Genomic DNA, 17,655 nt, shown 5'->3' with positions numbered 1-17,655 from the left:
TTCAGGTTGATGGTTCACCGGTGGGAAGGGACCGAGCCATGCCACGGCCTGTCCTCGAAAGGACGACCAGGATCCCCTCGGTCTCCTTCCCACTTCAGACATAGCATGGGAACAACACACAGGATCCCGGGGTCTGCGCCGCGTCGCTTCGCTCCTTGCTCCGCCCAGGATGACGAAAGCGATGGGCGTTTCCGCCAATCGCCAAGGTATGCGATCAATTGACCTCAAAACCCAGCTTCTGCCGCAGCCGCAATATCCTCTGGTCGGATATTTCGAGGCGTTTCTCGCCGCCCTGGGCGGCGCGGTTGACCATCTGCAGCAGATCGTTTCGCTCGGCGACATCCAAACGCTCGCGCAGGAACGGCGCCAGCTTGTCGATGACGATTGTGGTGTCGTCGATCTGTGACGCCGCCCATTTGGCGTAGACCACCGCTTCGTCCGTTTTCTTCTTGTCGGCGATCTCGGAAATCACGGCGCGGATGACGGCCTCGCGCTGCGGCAGGATGGGCCCATCCTCGGAGACGATCGATGTGATCAGCGTAGCCGCCGCTACGACCGGATCATCGATCGCCGTCAGCGGCGACAGCGCCGCCTGCTTGCGCAGCTTCTTGCGGCGGATGTTGCCCTGTACGCGCCCGACAACGTCCGCAACCTCACGAGCCGCGTCGTTCATTGCCTTCATCCGGTACCACCAGAACGCCGCCGCGCCCATCACGCCAAGGAGAGCAATCAGGAAAGGCATGTCGAAATCCCCAAGAACCCCGGCGACGATAGGAGAACTCTCGCCTTGCTTCAACACGCAAAAGTTGCGCACGAAATGAGCCAGGACGATCGTTCAGTCGAATGTCTTGGTTTCCGCGTGGCTGTAGCACATGTCGGGGGCTATGACCCCGGCACATCGTAGATCGCCCGTACCTCGATAGTGCCTATTTCGGCCAGCGGGATCTCGCCGGCGATCTCCAGCGCCTGGTCGAGATTGTCGGCCTCGATCATGACGAAGCCAAGCAACTGTTCCTTGGTTTCGGCGAACGGGCCGTCGGTGATCAGCCGCTTGCCTTGGCGTCGCCGCACGGTTCTGGCTGTTTTCACTGATTGCAGCGCCTGTGCGACGATCAGCATCCCACGCCGATCCAATGACCGGTCGTGAGCCATGGAATCGGCATCGAGCTTGGCCAGACGCTCCGGCGTCATGGCATGGAGGTCTTTTTCCTCGCCATAGACCAGACAGACATATCTCATTTCCAGCTCCCTTGCTGTGACGAACCATAGGCGATCACGATATCGGTTGAGTCCTTGCCGGCAGCAACATGATCGAGAAGGCTGACCGCAATGCCGATAATGGCAACTGCCGCAAGCAGCCGGCCGAAGCCGGAGGGCGGCACATGCAGCGGGTCGCTTTCCCCTAGATCAGCCCTTCGGCCGGTGCTTGTCCAATGGGCAGAAAACAGATTGTTCATCCGAACCTCCATCCGCCACGAGAATCCGTGGTCCCCGCAGGACGGTCGGGGCCGATGCAAGTCGACATTTTTGCACGCACATTTTTTCGAAAAAGATTCGGCGCGATCCGCCGGCGCTGCATGCGCGCGCAAACAGCGCGGTGGCCTTCCCTCGCGCCCGCGCTATAGTTGGGAGGAACGCCGCCTGGCCGGCGCCACCGCTGTAACAAGGAGGAATTCATGGACCGCACCGCAAACGCCATCTGGAAAGGCGATCTGAAAGGGGGCACAGGCACGCTCGACACCCAGAGCGGGACCCTGAAAGGCACGCCCTATTCGTTCAAGGCGCGCTTCGAGGACGAGAGTGGCAAATCCGGCACCAACCCTGAAGAGCTGATCGCGGCGGCGCATGCCGGCTGCTTTGCCATGCAGTTTTCGCATTTCCTGGCCGAGAATGGCACGCCTGCCACCGAACTCGATGCCAAGGCCGTGGTGACGCTGGTTCCCGGCACGGGGATCACCGGCAGCGCCCTCACCGTGGTCGGCAAGGTGCCGGGCATTGATGCGACGAAATTTGGGGAGTTGGCTGAAAAAGCCAAGGCCGGATGCCCGGTCTCGAAGGCGCTCGGCGCCATAAACGTATCGCTCGACGCCAGGCTCGGCTGAGAGAACCGCTCGACTGCCAGCGCCGGCCTCAGGGCCGGCGTTTCCCGTTACGGATCAGGTCCGCAACGCGGCCGCCCGCACATCCGACGGCGTCGCGTCATAGCGTCGGCGGAACGCCCGATTGAAATAGGACAGGTCGTTGAAGCCCGCCTCGAAGGCGATCGCCGTGATGCTGCGGCCGGCATGGCGCGGATCGCCGAGCATGCGGTGCGCGCGCAGCAGGCGTTGACACAGCATGAAATCCGACAGCGACGTGCCTTCGCCCTCGAACAGCTTCCTGATGTAGCGGGCGGAAAGGCGGTGACGGCGAGCGATGTCTTCGGCAGACAGGTCGCCATGCCCGCTATGGGCTGTTATGTCGGCCTTGATGGCGCGCAGCCGCGCCACGCGCACACCTCGGCCCCGAGCGATTTCCGCCGCGTCTCGGGTTGCGCCCATGGTCAGAGCGACGAGATCGAAAATATGCGTCGTCGCCAGATGCCAGGCCTCCGGCGTCAGTACGTCGCCGGCATCCTGTATCGACTGCACATAGTCGAGCAACAGCCGCATCGCCCCGCCGCTGGTTGGTAGCGGCTGCATCAGCGCCGGGGCCGGGTCGCCGATCAGCGGTGAAAGCGCTCTCAGCGAGAAGCTCATATTGACGAAGCGAAGACCGCCGGGCTGGATGACATTGAGGCCGACCTCTTCGCCGCTCATCATCAACGCCTGGCCATTGCCGACCGGCTCCTCGCGGCCGCGATGCTTCATGACGCTCGCGCCATCGAGGGCGACCAGGAGGACGAGATCGTCGCTGTCGATCAGCGGCGTCGAATGATGGACGCGGAATTCCGAGCAGGTGCCCGTGGCGATGCCGAGGCCGGGCAGCGCGCGCACCCGCATATCGACCTGCGTCGGCCCAAGCGGATCAAGGTCGACCTTGAGCACCGTGCGGCCATAGACTTCGCGCATGATCTCGACACGATCCCGCTCCGGAAGCGCGTCCGTCATCAGCCTGAACGAGGCGGTTGGCCCCATCGTCGCCGTCATCGGCATCCCCCATGCCTCAGGTCAAGTAGAGGCGCGGTGATATGCGCCGCGGCTCTGAAAACGTCAATACAGGGCCGTTTGGGCCGTTTTTAGAGCCGCTGCGTCCAAGCTGTCCGCTTTTGCCGGACCTAGTTTGCGGCGCGCTTCCGATCGGAAGGCGCATCGCAAACAACCACAAGGGGGGTTCGATGTATCATTTGCAATTGTTCAGGACGCTGTCGGGGCGCGCCTCGGCGGGCTTCAATCCACGCGTCTATCTGCTGTCCATCGCTCTCGGCGGAACCGTCGCCGACCATTGCGACCCGAAGCGGCCGCTGCGTGCCGGGGAGCGTCGCCCATGAGCACGAGATACACGTTGCTGGCAGCTCCGCTGCTGTGCCTCGGCCTGTCCGGCTGCGTCGGCCTCAACCCGGTATCGGCGGTCGTCGGCATGGCCGGCATGGCGGCGGCCAATTCCGTCGGCTTGGCGCAGTCGGGCGTCATCAGCCCACAGGAACAGGCGAAATATGCCTCGATGTCCTGCACCGAGCTGCGGCAATCAATGGCCAACTATGAGGAGGCCAAGAATCACGGGCCGGCACCCAAGAAATATGGCGGTATGGCGCCTGCGGGAAAAATGGCGATCGTCAACAACGTCATCGCCACACGGCTTGCCTATCTGAAACAGCTTGTCGCGAGCAAGGGATGTTGAGGGCCTCTTCACACCACGCCTGCCGGGCCGCACTTGTCGGCTTTGCAGGCTGGCTGGCCTTCAGCGCCGGCGGCGCTTACGGCCAAGGCAAAGGACCGACGACACGCTCCCGCCTCGGCGCGATGCCGGGGGCACTGGTCGGCAAATGGGCTTTCGCTGTCGCCAGCGGCAATTACTGCGACACGTTCAGCACCTGCGAGCCGGGCAGCGGCGGCAGCATCACCTTCACCTTCGGCGCTGACGGGCGCACATACTATGCGCTGTTCCAGTCGTCGCTGGTCGACGGCTGCGGCCAGGTCCGGTCACTGACGCTGAAAACCGGCAAGGCCTCGGTGCACGGCGCGACCTTGGTCTTCACGCCGACGGCGGGAACCTACAAAACCGTCAATGGCTGCCGGCCCGACCTGACGGGCCTGTGGAAATTCAAGCCGGGCGACCTGAAGCCGATTTCATTGCGCTGGCAACTGGACGGCAGTCAGTTGCGGCTGATCGACCCCGCCGGCGAAGCGAGCGGTGTTTACAGCAGAAGGTGAGCCTAGCGGTCTTCGCCGGTCAGCGCCTCGATGCGGGCGCGCAGCCTCGCAACCTCCTCCTCAAGGGCGCTGATGCGCTCTTCGAGGCCGGAGGCCGATGAGGCGGCCGACGGGGCCTGGTGCATGGCGATGGCTGCAATCTGCGGTGTCCCGCTCAGCAGATGAACGTAGCGGTCTTCGCGCTGGCCTGGTCCTCGCGGGATTTCCTGGATGAGTGGCGGCCGACGACCGATCAGCATGTCGAGTTCGGCGCGCAGATCTTCGATCGATGAGAACCGCGCCATGCGCTCGGTGCGCGCTGACAATTCATGGGCCGTCTGCGGCCCGCGCAGCAACAGCAGGCCGATCAAAGCGGTCTGCGGCGTGGTCAGCGAGAAGCGCTGCGCCATCTGGTGCTCGTAGCGCTCGACGCGCGAGCCGAACATCTGCCTCACCAGCCCCTTTTGTTCGAGCAGCTTCAGCCCCCGATGCACCTCGGTCTGCTCCAGCGCCATCACCGGCTCGCGCGCCGTCTTCTGGTTGGCGGCGGCCAGTGCTGAATTCAGCGTCAGCGGATAGACATCCGGCGTCAGCTCCTTCTTCTCGATCAGGCAGCCGAGCACACGGGCTTCTACCGGGGAAAGGATGGGAAGGTCATCGCTCATTGGATTTGCTTTCGCCAGCAACCGACCGCCAGCCTAAACCCGCCGCTCCACCATCATCTTCTTGATCTCGGCGATCGCCTTGGCCGGGTTGAGGCCCTTGGGGCAGGTCTGCGCGCAGTTCATGATGGTGTGGCAGCGATAGAGCCGGAACGGATCTTCGAGGTTGTCGAGCCGCTCGCCGGTGGCCTCGTCGCGGCTATCGATTAGCCAGCGATAGGCCTGCAAGAGCGTTGCCGGACCGAGATACCGGTCGCCGTTCCACCAATAGCTCGGGCACGAGGTCGAGCAGCAGGCGCACAATATGCATTCGTAGAGCCCGTCGAGCTTCTCGCGGTCCTCATGGCTCTGCAGCCACTCCTTGGCCGGCTCCGGCGACACCGTCTTCAGCCAGGGCTGGATCGACGCGTGCTGGGCGTAGAAATTGGTGAGGTCCGGCACAAGGTCCTTCACCACCTGCATATGCGGCAGCGGGTAGACTTTTACCGCGCCGGAAATGTCGTCGCAGCCCTTGGTGCAGGCGAGCGTGTTGGAACCGTCGATGTTCATGGCGCAGGAGCCGCAAATGCCTTCGCGGCAGGAACGCCGCAAGGTCAGTGTCGGGTCGATCTTGTTCTTGATCCACAGCAGCGCGTCGAGCACCATCGGCCCGCAGTCGTCCATGTCGACGAAATAGGTGTCGATGCGCGGGTTCTCGTCATCGTCCGGCGACCAGCGGTAGATGCGGTATTCCCGCAGATTGGTGGCGCCCTCCGGCTTCGGCCAGGTCTTCCCCGGCTTGATCTGCGAATTCTTCGGGAGCGTGAGTTCAACCATGTTCGATCCTCAATACACTCTGGCCTTGGGCGCGATCTTGGCGAGGCTGATGCCGCCGTCCTTTTCAGCCAGCTGCGGCTCGGTGTGCACCGGCCGGTAGGAGAGCGTCACCTTGCCGTCTTCGCTCAGCCTGGCCAGCGTATGCTTGCGCCAGACCGCGTCGTCGCGCGCCGAAAAGTCCTCGCGTGCGTGTGCGCCACGGCTCTCCTTGCGCGCCTCGGCGCTGTAGACCGTGGTGATGGCATTGGCCATCAGGTTTTCCAGCTCCAGCGTCTCGACCAGATCGGAGTTCCAGATCATCGAGCGGTCGGACACTTTGATGTCCTTCAACTCGCCCCAGAGCTGCGAAATGCGCTTGCAGCCGCTCTCCAGCGATTCCTGCGTGCGGAACACCGCCGCGTCTTCCTGCATCGCCTTCTGCATCTTCTCGCGCAGCACCGCTGTCGGCGTCGAGCCGTTGGCGTGGCGGAGCCGGTCGAAGCGGTCCATGATCTTTTCGACCGAGGCTTCGTTGGGCGAGGGGATCGCCGACTTGCGGTCGATGACCTGGCCGGCGCGGATCGCGGCCGCGCGGCCGAACACCACAAGATCGATCAGCGAATTCGAACCGAGCCGATTGGCGCCATGCACGGAGGCACAGCCGGCTTCGCCGACAGCCATCAATCCCGGCGACACCTGGTCGGGATTGAGCGCCGTCGGATTGAGCACCTCGCCCCAGTAATTGGTCGGCACGCCGCCCATATTGTAGTGGACCGTGGGCAGCACCGGGATCGGCTCCTTGGTCAGGTCGACGCCGGCAAAGATCTTGGCCGATTCCGAAATGCCCGGCAGCCGCTCATGCAGGACGGCGGGATCGAGATGGTCGAGATGCAGGAAGATGTGGTCCTTGTTCTTGCCGACGCCGCGACCCTCGCGGATTTCCAGCGTCATGCAGCGCGAGACGACGTCGCGCGAGGCAAGGTCCTTGGCCGACGGCGCGTAGCGCTCCATGAAGCGCTCGCCCTCGGAGTTGACGAGATAGCCGCCCTCGCCGCGTGCGCCCTCGGTGATCAGGCAGCCGGCGCCATAGATGCCGGTCGGGTGGAACTGCACGAACTCCATGTCCTGGAGCGGAAAGCCGGCACGCGCGGCCATGCCGCCGCCGTCGCCGGTGCAGGTGTGCGCCGAGGTGGCCGAGAAATAGGTGCGGCCATAGCCGCCGGTCGCCAGCACCACCATCTTGGCGGAGAAACGATGGATGGTGCCGTCATCGAGGTTCCAGGCGACGACGCCGGTGCAGGTGCCGTCCGGCTCCATGATCAGGTCGAGCGCGAAATACTCGATGAAGAACTGCGCGTTGTTCTTCAGCGACTGGCCGTAGAGCGTGTGCAGGATGGCGTGGCCGGTGCGGTCGGCGGCGGCACAGGTGCGCTGCACCGGCGGGCCGTCGCCATAGTTCATCATGTGGCCGCCGAACGGCCGCTGGTAGATCTTGCCCTCATCGGTGCGCGAAAACGGCACGCCGTAATGTTCGAGTTCGTAGACCGCGGCCGGCGCTTCGCGCACCAGATATTCCATGGCGTCGACATCGCCCAGCCAGTCCGAGCCCTTGACGGTGTCGTACATGTGCCACTGCCAGGAATCGGGACCCATGTTGGACAGCGAGGCGGCAATGCCGCCTTGCGCCGCCACCGTGTGCGAGCGGGTCGGGAACACCTTGCTGATGCAGGCGGTGCGCAGGCCCTGTTCGGCCATGCCGAGCGTGGCGCGCAGGCCGGCGCCGCCGGCGCCAACGACCACCACGTCGAACTTGTGGTCGACACAAGTATAGCCAGCGCTGTTGGCTTGTTTCGCGTCCTTGGCCAACTCAGCCTCCGAATGCCAGCTTGAGCAGGGCGAAGATCGAGGCGACGCCGACCGCTATGGTGAAAAACGTATTGAGCGCGATCAGCGCCAGCTTCATGCCTTCGCCATGCACGTAATCCTCGATGATCACCTGCATGCCGATCCGCATATGGATGAGCCCGGAGATGAGCACCAGGGCGATCACCAGCGCCACGAACGGGTTGGCCAGGGCTGTCCGCACATGTTCGTGATCGGCGCCGTTGAGCGCGATCAGGAAGCCGACGAAGAACAGGATCAGCGGGATGTTGGCGATCGCGGTGAGGCGTTGGCGCCAGAAATGCCCGGTGCCCTCACGGGCGGAGCCGAGGCCGCGGACCCTCGCCAGCGGCGTGCGCATGTCGGTGTTTTTGCCGCTCATGATCAGGCTCCCCGCGCCATAGTGCCGGCGATCCAGATCAGCAGCGTGAGCAGGATCGAGCCGGCCAGCGTCGCCCAGGCGATCTTCGAGGCGGTATGCTTCTCCAGGCCCGCGCCGGTGTCCCAGATCAGATGGCGCACGCCACCCAGCATATGGTGCATCAGCGCCCAGGTGTAGCCGAACAGGATGAGCCGGCCGAGCCAGGTGCCGAAGGCCCAATTGGCCCAATCGAAGGTCGCCTGCGAGCTTGCCGCCGCCATCAGCCACAGGGTGACCAGCAGCGTGCCGAAATACAGCGCGCCACCGGTGATGCGGTGAATGATCGACATCGTCATGGTGATCGGCGGCCGGTACACGGTGAGGTGCGGCGAAATCGGCCGTTCACGTCTGACAAATTCGCGGGTGGCTGGTGATTTGCTCATGGCTCCCCCAGTTCGGCGTCTCTCTGGAGCCTCAGGTGGAAATGCGGCATTGCCGCTTCCGGTTGCGACTTCGGACAGCCGGTTTCTAATGCTCTTTTTGCACCGCGTCAAAGCCAGAAAACCGTTTCGAAAACGTAATTTAGTCTGACTAAAAGGCCTGCTTGGGCTTCAATCGATTAGGCCGGGAGGCCCGAAGCCGGCTCGATATCGCTGCAGTGCAACATGTCTGGCCCAAGGGCTCAGCGATGTTGAGATTGGCGTCAGCGTTTGCAGGTCTGCGGCGTCGACCCCTTCTTCATCACCAACGCCTCGCGTCCGTCGATCACGATTGCGTCATGCGTGACCGCCTGGTAGCGGCTGCTCTGGTTGGCGGGCGACGCCGCAAACTCCTCGGTCGCGCCGTCGGACCCGACCACACGCAACGATGTACCGAGATTTTGGATGGAAATCATACCGTTGTTGCCGCATCTGTAGGTGGCCGCGCCTATGCCCGACCGAGGCACGGTAAGGTCGGTGATGATCTTGGTTGCAGCTGCCGGAGGCGCCGCGGCTGCGACGGACTGCTGAGCCGGTGCAGGTGAGACGACGACGGTATTGGCCGCCTTCGGCGCGCTGTCCTGCGGCACACAGGCAGCGACGACACCGAGCAACGGGAAAACGGACACCCAAATCGGCCGGCGTAGCGCCATATGCTGTCCTCCCGCGCGGCAAACCAGCCGCGATGCTTTGCCAAGATAAAGGTCATCCGACGCCGAAACGGACACCAGCCGCGATGGTGCGGCCGAGCATGGCCGAATGATGGCCACCAGGTTTTCCATCCAGTCGGATATTAACGGATATTAACCATGTTTACCGAGACATTGCCGCTAAACGCGCCGGCCTCTTAACAAAGGTTAAGAAAACGTTAATTTCTGATTCGAGGAGGCTTTCCCTCAAGACACGGAGGACGCCATGCGTTCGAATTCGGGCAGATCGCGCCTTGCGGCGCTCATCGTGACGGCCTCGGTCGTCGGCCTTGCAGCGCCAGCGCTTGCCGGCGCGCGGCATCAGGATCGCGTCTACGCCGATTCCTTCGGCAACCTCGTCGTCGACAGCGCCGCTGGCTACAAGCGCATCATCGTCGGCGAAGGCAGGCTGGCCAAGCAGCTTTCCGACTACACCAGCGCCGGCCAGCCCAAGGTGATCTACGAGAACGAAGCCGACGAAATCAGCGGATACAGCGATTGCTACCGGCCGCCGGTGCTGGTGAAGGGCCGCTCCTATATGTACGGTCTCTCCGACGGCGAGATGCCCGAGCTCAGCCCCTGCCGCTAGCCTCGATGCCGGCTGACGACCAATTGCCGGCAGGCCCGGCGGAGACGCGCACGCAATCGCGCCCGGCATTCTTCGCCTGATAGAGCGCCTGGTCGGCGCGCCGCATCAGATCGGCAAAGTCTTCGCTCGGATGAAGTTCGGCGACGCCGAAGCTCGCGGTGCAGCGGTTGTCAGCGGGCAGCCCGTCGATGGGCAGCCCGCCAAAGGCGCTGCGCGTGCCCTCGGCGAACAGCCGCGCCGCGGCAAGGTTGGTTCCCGGCAGGATGATGGCGAACTCCTCGCCGCCGATGCGGCCGGCAACGTGATGCGCGGCGGCGGCTTCGCGCAGGAAGCCTGCAAAAATCTCGATCACCCGGTCGCCTGACGCATGGCCGAAACTGTCGTTGACGCTCTTGAAATGATCGAGGTCGGCGATGACCAGCGCGACCGGCACGCCTTGCCGCATCGCGCCAAGCACCGCCAGCTCGGCATGGCGGGTGAAGCCGCCGCGGTTGAGCAGGCGCGAAAGCGTGTCCGTCTCCGACTTCGACGTCACTTCGGCAAGCACGTCGCGAACCAGGATGGCCAGCATCAGCAGCGCCAGCGCCAGCGCAAAGACAGTGCCGAGCGATTGCGACACCAGCGCGTAGTTGCTTTGCAGATAGGCCTGCGGATTGGCGCCCCAGCCGCCGAGCGCATGCGCGATAAACGGCTTGGAGGCAAACTGGAGGCCGCTCGCCGCCAGCACGGCCATCAATATGCGATCGAGACGGGCAAGCTTTTGCCTCGATGACCAGACGATGGCCAGCCCGACGAACTGCATGACCGCATAGGGAAGCTGGTAAGCCATGATGCGGATGAGCGACTGGCGAGGCAGGTCCTGCACGAAATACACGGCTATGGTGGTGGCCAACAGGAAAAACAGCATCGGCTTCCAGGGCGGCGCCACGCCGTATTTGCGGGCAAGCCCGCCATTGAACGCAATGGTGGCGGCAAGAAAGACCGCGAAGGCGGCAACGACCGGGAGCCGCGCGTCGGCAAAAGCGGGAATGGAGAATTCGATGGCCGAATAGGCCATGCCCAGCAGATAGCCAAATGCCAGCCAGCGCGCCGGCGCCCGGCCGACATCGTGGAAGGCGACCGCCATGAAGGATGCCGCCAGCAGGCCGGCAACCGACAGATTGATCAACAGGATGAAGTTGGCGCCGCTCATGTTCTCCCGCACCCGCGCCGACAGCTAATCATCGACGGGCGAAGAAGACGTTAACGCCGTCCCGGCCGGACAGATTCAGCCGGTCTTGAGCGGCTCCGGCAGGAACGCCGTTTCCGGCCGCTCATAGGACAGGCGTACACTGTCACGGCCGTTTTTCTTGGCTTTGTAGAGCGCATCGTCGGCACGGCGCATCAGCGGCTCCAGCGCCTCGCCACCGCTGCGGGCCGCCACGCCGAAGCTTGCCGTCACCTTCGTTCCCTGGGGAAGCCCGTCGACATGGCCGGCCGAATAGACGGTGCGCACCGCTTCGGCGAACAGCCGCGCCGCCGCAAGATCGCTGAGGGGCAGCAGCACCGCGAATTCCTCGCCGCCGATACGCCCGGCAACACCGCGCGCGCCGGCCGCCGACCGAAGCTTGGCGGCGAAGTCCGCGATCACCCGATCGCCCGCCCCATGCCCATGCACATCGTTGAGCGCCTTGAAGTGATCGAGGTCGGCCAGCACCAGCGCGACCGGGAACCGGGCCGAGGCGCAGTGCTGCAAGAGCCGCATGCCTCGCTCCTCGAAGCCACGCCGGTTGAGCAGGCCCGACAGGGGGTCGGTATAGGTCTCGGTCTTCAATGCCTTCAACACGTCGAGTGCCGCGGCGGAAAACAGGCACAGCGCGATGAGCAGCGAGAGCAGCGCGTGCGACAGCAGCGCCGTCGTCCAGTAGGACGAGCCATAGAACCCGTCATAGCTGGCGAAGGGCCCATGCGCGATGACGACGGCAAGGGTGCGCACGAAGAAATTGACGCCCGACAGCAGCGACAGCACGAACAGGATTTTTTCGGTCGGGCCGTTGTTGCGTACCGGGCGCAGTTCGGCGGCAACCAGAAGGCTGATACCGCCGAAAGCGAAATTCATCGCCAGGATGCGCCAGGTGAGATCCGGCGCGACGAACAGAAACCAGCAAAACGACGCCAGACCGCCGCCCGCCAACACGGCGATCCCCACAGAGGGCACCTTGCGGCCATAACGGTGGATGACGGCGCTGGACAGACAGCAGGCAGCGATGGTGAAGCAGATGTTCGACGTAAGCTTGGTCAGCGGCATCCCGATGGGCAAGGTGAAATACTGGAGCAGGAAGCCAGCCGCCGAGAGACTGTAGCTGATCGCCAGAACGGCCAGATAGGGGCGGTGGCGCTGATAGGACCATAGCACAAGGAACGCCGCGCCGAGCGCCAGCGCGATCGTCGGGTTGAGCAGCGCAATGAGCAGACCCGTGTCCAACCGACTGGTATTTCCCCGCTTACGTCAGGGAAGAGTTTAGAGGGCAAGCGCAAACAAGCGGTTAAGCGAAAGCGGCAAGCAGGACCCCCATCTCAAAATAATGTCAGGGAACCGCAGTCCCCAGTCAGCGTTCCTCCGTTCACAATCTGGAGCGACCCATGGCCGACACGATCACACTGACCGACCACGATGCGATCCGCTCGTGGGCTGCCGGCCGCGCCGGCTTTCCCGCAATCGTCGACATATCGCCGGAGGCGGGGACGCAGCCCATGTTGAGGCTGGTCTTCGGCCAGCATGCCTATCAGGACCAGGACCAGCCTGAACGGCCGCTCAATGCGGGAGGTTATGAGCTCGTCGAATGGGACGAATGGTTCAAGCTCTTCGAGGAACAACAGCTTGCGCTTGTGGTCGCAGCCGAACAGCCGGGACGCCGCGAGGAGTTCCACGAACTCGTCCGCCGCGACGGAAAGAGCTGACCCGAGCCGGGCGCGGCTCGGGTTCTGTTCACGGCAGAGCAATTCCAGGAAAAGTGTGAGGCGGTTTTCCCGGGAAAAGCGCATAGCGCTTTCCCTTGGGAATTGCGTCAAAACAGAGAGATAGAGCGGTTCAACGTTTCCGTGAAACACTGAACCGCTTTAGGGTTACTTCCACTCGCGTATGTCGACGAAGTGGCCGGCGATCGCCGCCGCCGCCGCCATGGCCGGCGACACCAGATGGGTGCGGCCCTTGAAGCCCTGCCGGCCCTCGAAATTGCGGTTCGAGGTCGAGGCGCAGCGTTCATGCGGCTTCAGCCGGTCGTCATTCATGGCAAGGCACATCGAGCAGCCCGGCTCGCGCCAGTCGAAGCCGGCGGCGACAAAGATCTTGTCGAGCCCTTCGGCTTCCGCCTGTTCCTTGACCAGGCCGGAGCCCGGCACGATCATCGCATCGACATGCGGGCTGACCGTCTTGCCTTCGACCACCTTGGCGACGGCGCGCAGATCCTCGATACGGCCATTGGTGCAGGAGCCGATGAAGACGCGGTCGAGCGTGATGTCGGTGATCTTGGTGCCCGGCGTCAGACCCATATAGTCGAGCGCGCGCTGCTTGGAGGTGCGCTTGTTTTCATCGGCGATGTCGTCCGGGTTCGGCACGATGCCTTGCACCGACACCACATCCTCGGGCGAGGAGCCCCAGGAGACGATCGGCGGCAGCTTGGCCGCATCGAGCACGATCACCTTGTCGAAATGCGCGCCCTCGTCGGACTGCAGCGTCTTCCAGTATTCGAGTGCCGCATCCCAGGACGCGCCCTTCGGCGCGCGAGGCTTGTCCTTGACATAGGCGAAGGTCGTCTCGTCGGCGGCGATAAGGCCGGCGCGCGCACCGCCTTCGATCGACATGTTGCAGATCGTCATGCGGCCTTCCATCGACAGCGCACGGATCGCCTCGCCGGCATATTCGATGACATAGCCGGTGCCGCCGGCGGTGCCGATCTCGCCGATGATGGCCAGGATGATGTCCTTGGCGGTGACGCCCTGCGGCAGCTGGCCGTCGACACGCACCAGCATGTTCTTGGCCTTGCGCTGGATCAGCGTCTGTGTCGCCAGAACATGCTCGACCTCGGACGTGCCGATGCCATGCGCCAGCGCGCCGAAAGCGCCATGCGTCGAGGTGTGGCTGTCGCCGCAGACGATGGTCATGCCGGGCAGAGTAAAGCCCTGCTCCGGACCGATGATGTGGACGATGCCCTGGCGAATATCGTTCTCGGAATAATATTCGACGCCGAAATCCCTGGCGTTCTTGGCCAGCGCCTCGACCTGGATACGGCTTTCCTCGTTCTTGATGCCGAACTTGCGCTCGGGCGAGGTCGAGACATTGTGATCGACCACGGCCAGCGTCTTTTCCGGATGCCGGACTTTACGGCCGGTCATGCGCAGGCCTTCGAAGGCCTGCGGGCTGGTCACTTCATGGACCAGGTGGCGGTCGATGTAGAGCAGGCAGGTGCCGTCGTCCTGGCGGTCGACGACATGGTCGTCGAAAATCTTGTCGTAGAGGGTGCGCGGTGCGCTCATGTGCGTAAATCCGTCGATATGAGAATGGGAAAGAGCAGACGCCTGACTTGCGGCCCGGCGAAAACGACCTGGACAGGTCGGCCTAGGGTAGTCGGCTGGTCAGCGCCCCGGATACGCGCGCGGAAAAGCGCGACGGCAGGCGTTTCCTGTCCTGCAGCACGAACCCCTTGTAGGCCGGATCGCCAAAAAGCTCTTCCATGGCGTGGCTCATACCAATGTTTTGGGTTTTCGGCAATTCTTCTCAGAACCTGGATTCCTCGCCCTCACCTTAGACCTTCGGGGGAGGAAGAGCACCAAGGTCGGCGAGTTCGCGCCGTTCCTCTCCCCCGTCGATCGGGGGAGAGGTGTCGAGCGAAGCTCGACGGAGTGGGGGTCGACCCCTCACCGAAGCAAATACTTCCGCCTGATTACCGCCTGCTTGAGTCTTCTTGCCTGTCTTGTGGCGGCGCGTTCGGCCAATGGCTTCCCCCACTCCGTCGCTGCTGCGCAGCGCCACCTCTCCCCCCTCCGGAGGGAGAGGAAGGGAGCCAAGGTCGGCAAACTCGCAGTTCACAAAACCTCGAACACAAACGTCTTCACCAGCGCTTCGGGCTCGGCAATCGCATAGCAGCGGAACCACGGGCTTTCCTCGACCGGTCGCCATTTCCCAGCTTGCTCCAGCTCATCGAACACGGCTTGAAAGCCGCCACTTTCGAACACCTGGTCGCGCACGGTGAAGATCGCATGGCCGCCCTTGCGGGTGATGCGCACCAGTTCGTGCAGGCTAGAGGCCGGCGCATGGCTGATGGTGAACACGCCGGTCGAGAAGAAGGCGCGGAAGTGGCCGTCAGGCCATGGCAACGTGTCGCCCAGCATTGCCTGCTTCAGTTCGCTGTAGGCATTGCGGCTGCCGGCGATCTTCAGCATATCGTGCGAGAGGTCGAGCCCCGCAATGTCGCGGTAACCGAGCGCCTTCAGCGACGGTCCCGACAGGCCAGTGCCGCAGCCGGCATCGAGCAAGGGGCCATCGCCCGCCGGCACATGGCGCGCCACCCAGGCGGTGATCAGGAAAGGCAGGAGGTAGCCGAGCGAGGCGGTCTCGCTGTCATAGGTCGCGGCCCATGCGGCATAGGCCTCTTCAAGCGCTTCCGGCGTGTCGGCCGTGTAGACGGAATCCAGCGCCGCATTGGCTTTGTCGACGATCATGGGGACCTCCTCAACGGGAATGCTCAGGGATCGTAGCGCTGCCTTCGCCGAAAAACTATTCCTCGTGCTGGCGGCGCAGCCGCCGCTCCAGCGCCCTGAGCGCCAGCGACAGCCCGACGGTCAGGATGAGATAGATATAGGCTGTTATCGAATAGGTCTCGAAGAAGCGAAAGGAGCCGGCGGCATAGACCTTGCCCATCTGCGTGATGTCGGCAACGCCGAGCACCGAGACCAGCGAGGAATCCTTGACCAGGGCGACGAAATCATTGCCGAGCGGCGGCAGAATGGTGCGGATTGCCTGTGGGAACACGATCAGCCGGAAGCGCTGCGCGCGGGTCAGCCCAAGCGCCTTCGCCGCCTCGATCTGGCCCTTCTCCACCGACTGAATGCCGGCGCGAAAAACCTCCGAAATGAAAGCCGAATAGCCGATGGTCAGCGCCATGATGGCGCGCCAGAGCAGCGACACGTCGCGCACCAAAAGCTCGCCGAACAGGCCGGCGCTTTGCAGCGGCGCGGTCAGCGCGTTCCAGGCCGCGACGAAAGCCGGTGCACCGGCAAAGGCGATCCAGAACAACAGCACCAGGATCGGCACGCCGCGGATGATCTCGACATAGAAGCGCGCGATCTGGCGCAGCCAGCGCGAGCCGGACATTCCCATCAGCGCGATGCCGAGCCCAATGGCCGACGCCAGCACGAAGGCGATCACGGTGACGAAGATGGTGACGCCGATGCCCTTGGCGACCGTGGCGAACACCTGGGCATAGAGGTTGCTGGTGGCGACGAAGACGGCCACCGCGATGGCGAGGGTTACGGCAACGACGAGCCACCAGGGGAAGTCGGCTTTGGAGGAAGAGGAAGGGACCTGCATCAGAAGGATTGCGCCAAGGCACCCCCCTCTGGCCTGCCGGCCATCTCCCCCGCAAGGAGGGAGATTGGCAGCTTCAATGCCCGCGCCTTTTCTTCAATGCTGGAGGTACGCGAAGGCAGGGCGGACAGCTGATCTCCCCCCTTGCGGGGGAGATGCCCGGCAGGGCAGAGGGGGGTGTTCAAGCGCCGTGTCTGCGTGAGGTCAGCGAACTACTGCCCCATCTTGTAATCAAGAAACCATTTCTTGTTGAGCGCATCCAGCGTCCCGTCGGCCTTCAGCGCCGCGATGGCCGCGTTGACCGGTTTCACCAGGTCGGACCCCTTCGGGAAGATAAACCCAAAATCCTCGGTGCCGAGCGGTCCGCCGATCAACTTCAGCTTGCCTTCGGAGGCATCGACATAACCCTTGCCGGCGGTGCCGTCGGTCAGCACGACATCGACGTCGCCTGATTTCAGTGCCTGCACGGTCGCGCCGAACGTCTCGAACAGTTTGATGCGCGGGTTCTGCTCATTGCCGTCGAGCACGCTGTACACGGCGGTGTAGAAGGGCGTGGTGCCCGCCTGCGCGCCGACCAGCCCGTCCTTGAAGGCGCCGAAGGTCTTGGCGTCGGTGAAGCGGCTCTCACCGCCGCGCACCAGCATGAACTGTTCCGAGCGCATATAGGGGTCGGAGAAATCGACCTTCTCCTTGCGGTCGTCCTTGATGGTGATGCCGGTCATGCCGATGTTGTACTGGTTGTCGGAAACCGCCTGGATCATCGCGTCCCAGGAAGTGTTCTGGTACTCGACCGTGAAATTGAGCCGCTTGGCGATCTCGTTCATCGCGTCATATTCCCAGCCGATCTGTTTGCCGGTCTTGGCATCGATGAACTGCAGCGGCGGATAGGCGTTTTCGGTCACAACCACCACCTTCTTGCCGCCGAGATCGGGAAGCGCCTGCGCGAAGGCGGCAACGGGTGCCAGGACGAGGGCAAGCAGGCCCGCCAGCAGCAGTTTCGATTTGGTCATGACACACTCCCCGGGAATTGATGACCCGGGCATGGCCGGGTTTGCAGGAAAATCCGGCGCCGACTTTAGCTTTCCGCAAGCGTCATGCAAGACGCTCTGCCGTGTCGCCGGGAGCGAAATCGGATTCCAATGCTCTCAATCGGAAGATTCCGTGAGATCCGTGCCTTAGAGCGGGATGAAATGAGACTGAATCGGCTTGGGATTCCCTTAGGCGTGCAAATCTGATTCAACCTTCATGCTGGGCAAGGAGGTCAGCATGGATGGGCAAGCCTTATTCGATGGATCTTCGCGAA

The 17,655-nt window shown here is 63.4% G+C and carries 22 protein-coding genes; 6 read left to right on the top strand and 16 right to left on the bottom strand.

Annotation, left to right across the window (positions count from 1 at the left end; translation table 11 throughout):
* Positions 1-214 precede the first annotated feature (214 nt).
* The 3 genes from EOA13_RS34485 to EOA13_RS34475 form a co-directional block, all read right to left on the bottom strand.
* Positions 215-742, bottom strand: a complete 528-nt coding sequence (locus tag EOA13_RS34485; RefSeq protein WP_127297690.1) for a hypothetical protein — start codon at positions 740-742, stop codon at positions 215-217.
* A 140-nt stretch (positions 743-882) separates the two neighbouring features.
* A complete protein-coding gene (locus EOA13_RS34480) occupies positions 883-1,239 on the bottom strand; it encodes a YciI family protein (RefSeq protein ID WP_127297689.1) in 357 nt (118 codons plus the stop codon).
* Positions 1,236-1,457, bottom strand: coding sequence for a hypothetical protein (locus EOA13_RS34475; RefSeq protein WP_127297688.1), 222 nt, complete (start codon positions 1,455-1,457; stop codon positions 1,236-1,238). Before EOA13_RS34475 ends, EOA13_RS34480 begins: the two co-directional genes overlap by 4 nt.
* Positions 1,458-1,676: 219 nt before the next feature.
* Between EOA13_RS34475 and EOA13_RS34470 the strand changes: the two genes are divergently transcribed.
* Positions 1,677-2,102 carry an OsmC family protein gene (locus tag EOA13_RS34470; protein ID WP_127297687.1) on the top strand — a complete coding sequence of 142 codons (426 nt, stop codon included), beginning with the start codon at positions 1,677-1,679 and terminating at the stop codon, positions 2,100-2,102.
* A gap of 54 nt (positions 2,103-2,156) precedes the next feature.
* On the opposite strand, the gene EOA13_RS34465 is transcribed toward EOA13_RS34470, so the two are convergent.
* The gene (locus EOA13_RS34465) at positions 2,157-3,128 is read right to left on the bottom strand and encodes an AraC family transcriptional regulator (RefSeq protein WP_245490569.1); all 972 of its coding nucleotides are present in this window, start codon (positions 3,126-3,128) and stop codon (positions 2,157-2,159) included.
* Positions 3,129-3,316: 188 nt separating this feature from the next.
* On the opposite strand from EOA13_RS34465, the gene EOA13_RS34460 reads away from it, so the two are divergent.
* Genes EOA13_RS34460 through EOA13_RS34450 form a run of 3 tightly spaced genes read left to right on the top strand, consistent with a single transcriptional unit; the run spans position 3,317 to position 4,352 of the window.
* The gene (locus EOA13_RS34460; protein ID WP_127297685.1) at positions 3,317-3,469 is read left to right on the top strand and encodes a hypothetical protein; all 153 of its coding nucleotides are present in this window, start codon (positions 3,317-3,319) and stop codon (positions 3,467-3,469) included.
* The gene (locus EOA13_RS34455; RefSeq protein WP_127297684.1) at positions 3,466-3,819 is read left to right on the top strand and encodes a hypothetical protein; all 354 of its coding nucleotides are present in this window, start codon (positions 3,466-3,468) and stop codon (positions 3,817-3,819) included. Before EOA13_RS34460 ends, EOA13_RS34455 begins: the two co-directional genes overlap by 4 nt.
* Complete coding sequence (locus EOA13_RS34450) at positions 3,813-4,352, top strand: hypothetical protein (RefSeq protein WP_127297683.1); 540 nt, start codon at positions 3,813-3,815, stop codon at positions 4,350-4,352. Before EOA13_RS34455 ends, EOA13_RS34450 begins: the two co-directional genes overlap by 7 nt.
* Before the next feature lie 2 nt (positions 4,353-4,354).
* On the opposite strand, the gene EOA13_RS34445 is transcribed toward EOA13_RS34450, so the two are convergent.
* From EOA13_RS34445 to EOA13_RS34420, 6 genes are all read right to left on the bottom strand, one after another.
* On the bottom strand, positions 4,355-4,996 hold the full coding sequence (locus EOA13_RS34445; protein WP_127297682.1) for a DUF480 domain-containing protein: 642 nt from the start codon (positions 4,994-4,996) through the stop codon (positions 4,355-4,357).
* A gap of 33 nt (positions 4,997-5,029) precedes the next feature.
* The gene (locus tag EOA13_RS34440) at positions 5,030-5,809 is read right to left on the bottom strand and encodes a succinate dehydrogenase iron-sulfur subunit (protein ID WP_013528877.1); all 780 of its coding nucleotides are present in this window, start codon (positions 5,807-5,809) and stop codon (positions 5,030-5,032) included.
* Between the two features lie 9 nt (positions 5,810-5,818).
* Positions 5,819-7,654: a succinate dehydrogenase flavoprotein subunit gene (gene sdhA / locus EOA13_RS34435; protein WP_127297681.1), complete on the bottom strand. Its 1,836-nt coding sequence runs from the start codon at positions 7,652-7,654 to the stop codon at positions 5,819-5,821.
* A 1-nt stretch (position 7,655) separates the two neighbouring features.
* On the bottom strand, positions 7,656-8,051 hold the full coding sequence (gene sdhD / locus EOA13_RS34430; protein ID WP_127297680.1) for a succinate dehydrogenase, hydrophobic membrane anchor protein: 396 nt from the start codon (positions 8,049-8,051) through the stop codon (positions 7,656-7,658).
* Between the two features lie 2 nt (positions 8,052-8,053).
* On the bottom strand, positions 8,054-8,473 hold the full coding sequence (gene sdhC, locus EOA13_RS34425; protein ID WP_127297679.1) for a succinate dehydrogenase, cytochrome b556 subunit: 420 nt from the start codon (positions 8,471-8,473) through the stop codon (positions 8,054-8,056).
* Between the two features lie 260 nt (positions 8,474-8,733).
* The gene (locus EOA13_RS34420; RefSeq protein WP_127297678.1) at positions 8,734-9,162 is read right to left on the bottom strand and encodes a hypothetical protein; all 429 of its coding nucleotides are present in this window, start codon (positions 9,160-9,162) and stop codon (positions 8,734-8,736) included.
* A gap of 262 nt (positions 9,163-9,424) precedes the next feature.
* Between EOA13_RS34420 and EOA13_RS34415 the strand changes: the two genes are divergently transcribed.
* Positions 9,425-9,787: a hypothetical protein gene (locus tag EOA13_RS34415; protein ID WP_127297677.1), complete on the top strand. Its 363-nt coding sequence runs from the start codon at positions 9,425-9,427 to the stop codon at positions 9,785-9,787.
* Here the strand turns inward: EOA13_RS34415 and EOA13_RS34410 are convergent.
* Both EOA13_RS34410 and EOA13_RS34405 read right to left on the bottom strand, forming a co-directional pair.
* The gene (locus EOA13_RS34410; protein ID WP_127297676.1) at positions 9,771-10,979 is read right to left on the bottom strand and encodes a GGDEF domain-containing protein; all 1,209 of its coding nucleotides are present in this window, start codon (positions 10,977-10,979) and stop codon (positions 9,771-9,773) included. The two genes, EOA13_RS34415 and EOA13_RS34410, sit on opposite strands and share 17 nt — an antisense overlap.
* A gap of 75 nt (positions 10,980-11,054) precedes the next feature.
* A complete protein-coding gene (locus EOA13_RS34405; RefSeq protein ID WP_127297675.1) occupies positions 11,055-12,251 on the bottom strand; it encodes a GGDEF domain-containing protein in 1,197 nt (398 codons plus the stop codon).
* A 158-nt stretch (positions 12,252-12,409) separates the two neighbouring features.
* Here EOA13_RS34405 and EOA13_RS34400 point away from each other — a divergent pair, with 158 nt between their 5' ends.
* Positions 12,410-12,727 (top strand): hypothetical protein, encoded by a 318-nt coding sequence (locus EOA13_RS34400; protein WP_127267369.1) that lies wholly within the window; start codon positions 12,410-12,412, stop codon positions 12,725-12,727.
* Between the two features lie 165 nt (positions 12,728-12,892).
* Here EOA13_RS34400 and leuC read toward each other — a convergent pair whose 3' ends face one another.
* The 4 genes from leuC to EOA13_RS34360 form a co-directional block, all read right to left on the bottom strand.
* Complete coding sequence (gene leuC / locus EOA13_RS34390; RefSeq protein ID WP_127297674.1) at positions 12,893-14,302, bottom strand: 3-isopropylmalate dehydratase large subunit; 1,410 nt, start codon at positions 14,300-14,302, stop codon at positions 12,893-12,895.
* A 549-nt stretch (positions 14,303-14,851) separates the two neighbouring features.
* The gene (locus tag EOA13_RS34375; protein WP_127297673.1) at positions 14,852-15,487 is read right to left on the bottom strand and encodes a class I SAM-dependent methyltransferase; all 636 of its coding nucleotides are present in this window, start codon (positions 15,485-15,487) and stop codon (positions 14,852-14,854) included.
* A gap of 55 nt (positions 15,488-15,542) precedes the next feature.
* Positions 15,543-16,355 (bottom strand): amino acid ABC transporter permease, encoded by an 813-nt coding sequence (locus EOA13_RS34370; RefSeq protein WP_127297672.1) that lies wholly within the window; start codon positions 16,353-16,355, stop codon positions 15,543-15,545.
* 209 nt (positions 16,356-16,564) lie between these two features.
* Complete coding sequence (locus EOA13_RS34360; protein ID WP_127297670.1) at positions 16,565-17,362, bottom strand: transporter substrate-binding domain-containing protein; 798 nt, start codon at positions 17,360-17,362, stop codon at positions 16,565-16,567.
* Positions 17,363-17,655 lie beyond the last annotated feature (293 nt).

Origin of the sequence: Mesorhizobium sp. M7A.F.Ca.US.011.01.1.1 (assembly GCF_003998295.1) — a bacterium.
Classification (GTDB): domain Bacteria; phylum Pseudomonadota; class Alphaproteobacteria; order Rhizobiales; family Rhizobiaceae; genus Mesorhizobium.
The sequence above is the reverse complement of the archived record's forward strand: the minus strand, read 5'-3'. Positions and strand labels throughout refer to the sequence as shown.

What these genes read in the sequence shown, in the direction of transcription:
- leuC (WP_127297674.1), bottom strand. Translation starts at nt 14,302, where the DNA reads ATGAGCGCACCGCGCACCCTCTACGACAAGATTTTCGACGACCATGTC.
- EOA13_RS34450 (WP_127297683.1), top strand. Translation starts at nt 3,813, where the DNA reads ATGTTGAGGGCCTCTTCACACCACGCCTGCCGGGCCGCACTTGTCGGC.
- EOA13_RS34370 (WP_127297672.1), bottom strand. Translation starts at nt 16,355, where the DNA reads ATGCAGGTCCCTTCCTCTTCCTCCAAAGCCGACTTCCCCTGGTGGCTC.
- EOA13_RS34440 (WP_013528877.1), bottom strand. Translation starts at nt 5,809, where the DNA reads ATGGTTGAACTCACGCTCCCGAAGAATTCGCAGATCAAGCCGGGGAAG.
- EOA13_RS34470 (WP_127297687.1), top strand. Translation starts at nt 1,677, where the DNA reads ATGGACCGCACCGCAAACGCCATCTGGAAAGGCGATCTGAAAGGGGGC.
- EOA13_RS34485 (WP_127297690.1), bottom strand. Translation starts at nt 742, where the DNA reads ATGCCTTTCCTGATTGCTCTCCTTGGCGTGATGGGCGCGGCGGCGTTC.
- EOA13_RS34360 (WP_127297670.1), bottom strand. Translation starts at nt 17,362, where the DNA reads ATGACCAAATCGAAACTGCTGCTGGCGGGCCTGCTTGCCCTCGTCCTG.
- EOA13_RS34420 (WP_127297678.1), bottom strand. Translation starts at nt 9,162, where the DNA reads ATGGCGCTACGCCGGCCGATTTGGGTGTCCGTTTTCCCGTTGCTCGGT.
- sdhC (WP_127297679.1), bottom strand. Translation starts at nt 8,473, where the DNA reads ATGAGCAAATCACCAGCCACCCGCGAATTTGTCAGACGTGAACGGCCG.
- EOA13_RS34415 (WP_127297677.1), top strand. Translation starts at nt 9,425, where the DNA reads ATGCGTTCGAATTCGGGCAGATCGCGCCTTGCGGCGCTCATCGTGACG.
- EOA13_RS34375 (WP_127297673.1), bottom strand. Translation starts at nt 15,487, where the DNA reads ATGATCGTCGACAAAGCCAATGCGGCGCTGGATTCCGTCTACACGGCC.
- EOA13_RS34475 (WP_127297688.1), bottom strand. Translation starts at nt 1,457, where the DNA reads ATGAACAATCTGTTTTCTGCCCATTGGACAAGCACCGGCCGAAGGGCT.
- EOA13_RS34480 (WP_127297689.1), bottom strand. Translation starts at nt 1,239, where the DNA reads ATGAGATATGTCTGTCTGGTCTATGGCGAGGAAAAAGACCTCCATGCC.
- EOA13_RS34465 (WP_245490569.1), bottom strand. Translation starts at nt 3,128, where the DNA reads ATGACGGCGACGATGGGGCCAACCGCCTCGTTCAGGCTGATGACGGAC.
- EOA13_RS34410 (WP_127297676.1), bottom strand. Translation starts at nt 10,979, where the DNA reads ATGAGCGGCGCCAACTTCATCCTGTTGATCAATCTGTCGGTTGCCGGC.
- EOA13_RS34455 (WP_127297684.1), top strand. Translation starts at nt 3,466, where the DNA reads ATGAGCACGAGATACACGTTGCTGGCAGCTCCGCTGCTGTGCCTCGGC.
- EOA13_RS34400 (WP_127267369.1), top strand. Translation starts at nt 12,410, where the DNA reads ATGGCCGACACGATCACACTGACCGACCACGATGCGATCCGCTCGTGG.
- EOA13_RS34460 (WP_127297685.1), top strand. Translation starts at nt 3,317, where the DNA reads ATGTATCATTTGCAATTGTTCAGGACGCTGTCGGGGCGCGCCTCGGCG.
- sdhD (WP_127297680.1), bottom strand. Translation starts at nt 8,051, where the DNA reads ATGAGCGGCAAAAACACCGACATGCGCACGCCGCTGGCGAGGGTCCGC.
- EOA13_RS34445 (WP_127297682.1), bottom strand. Translation starts at nt 4,996, where the DNA reads ATGAGCGATGACCTTCCCATCCTTTCCCCGGTAGAAGCCCGTGTGCTC.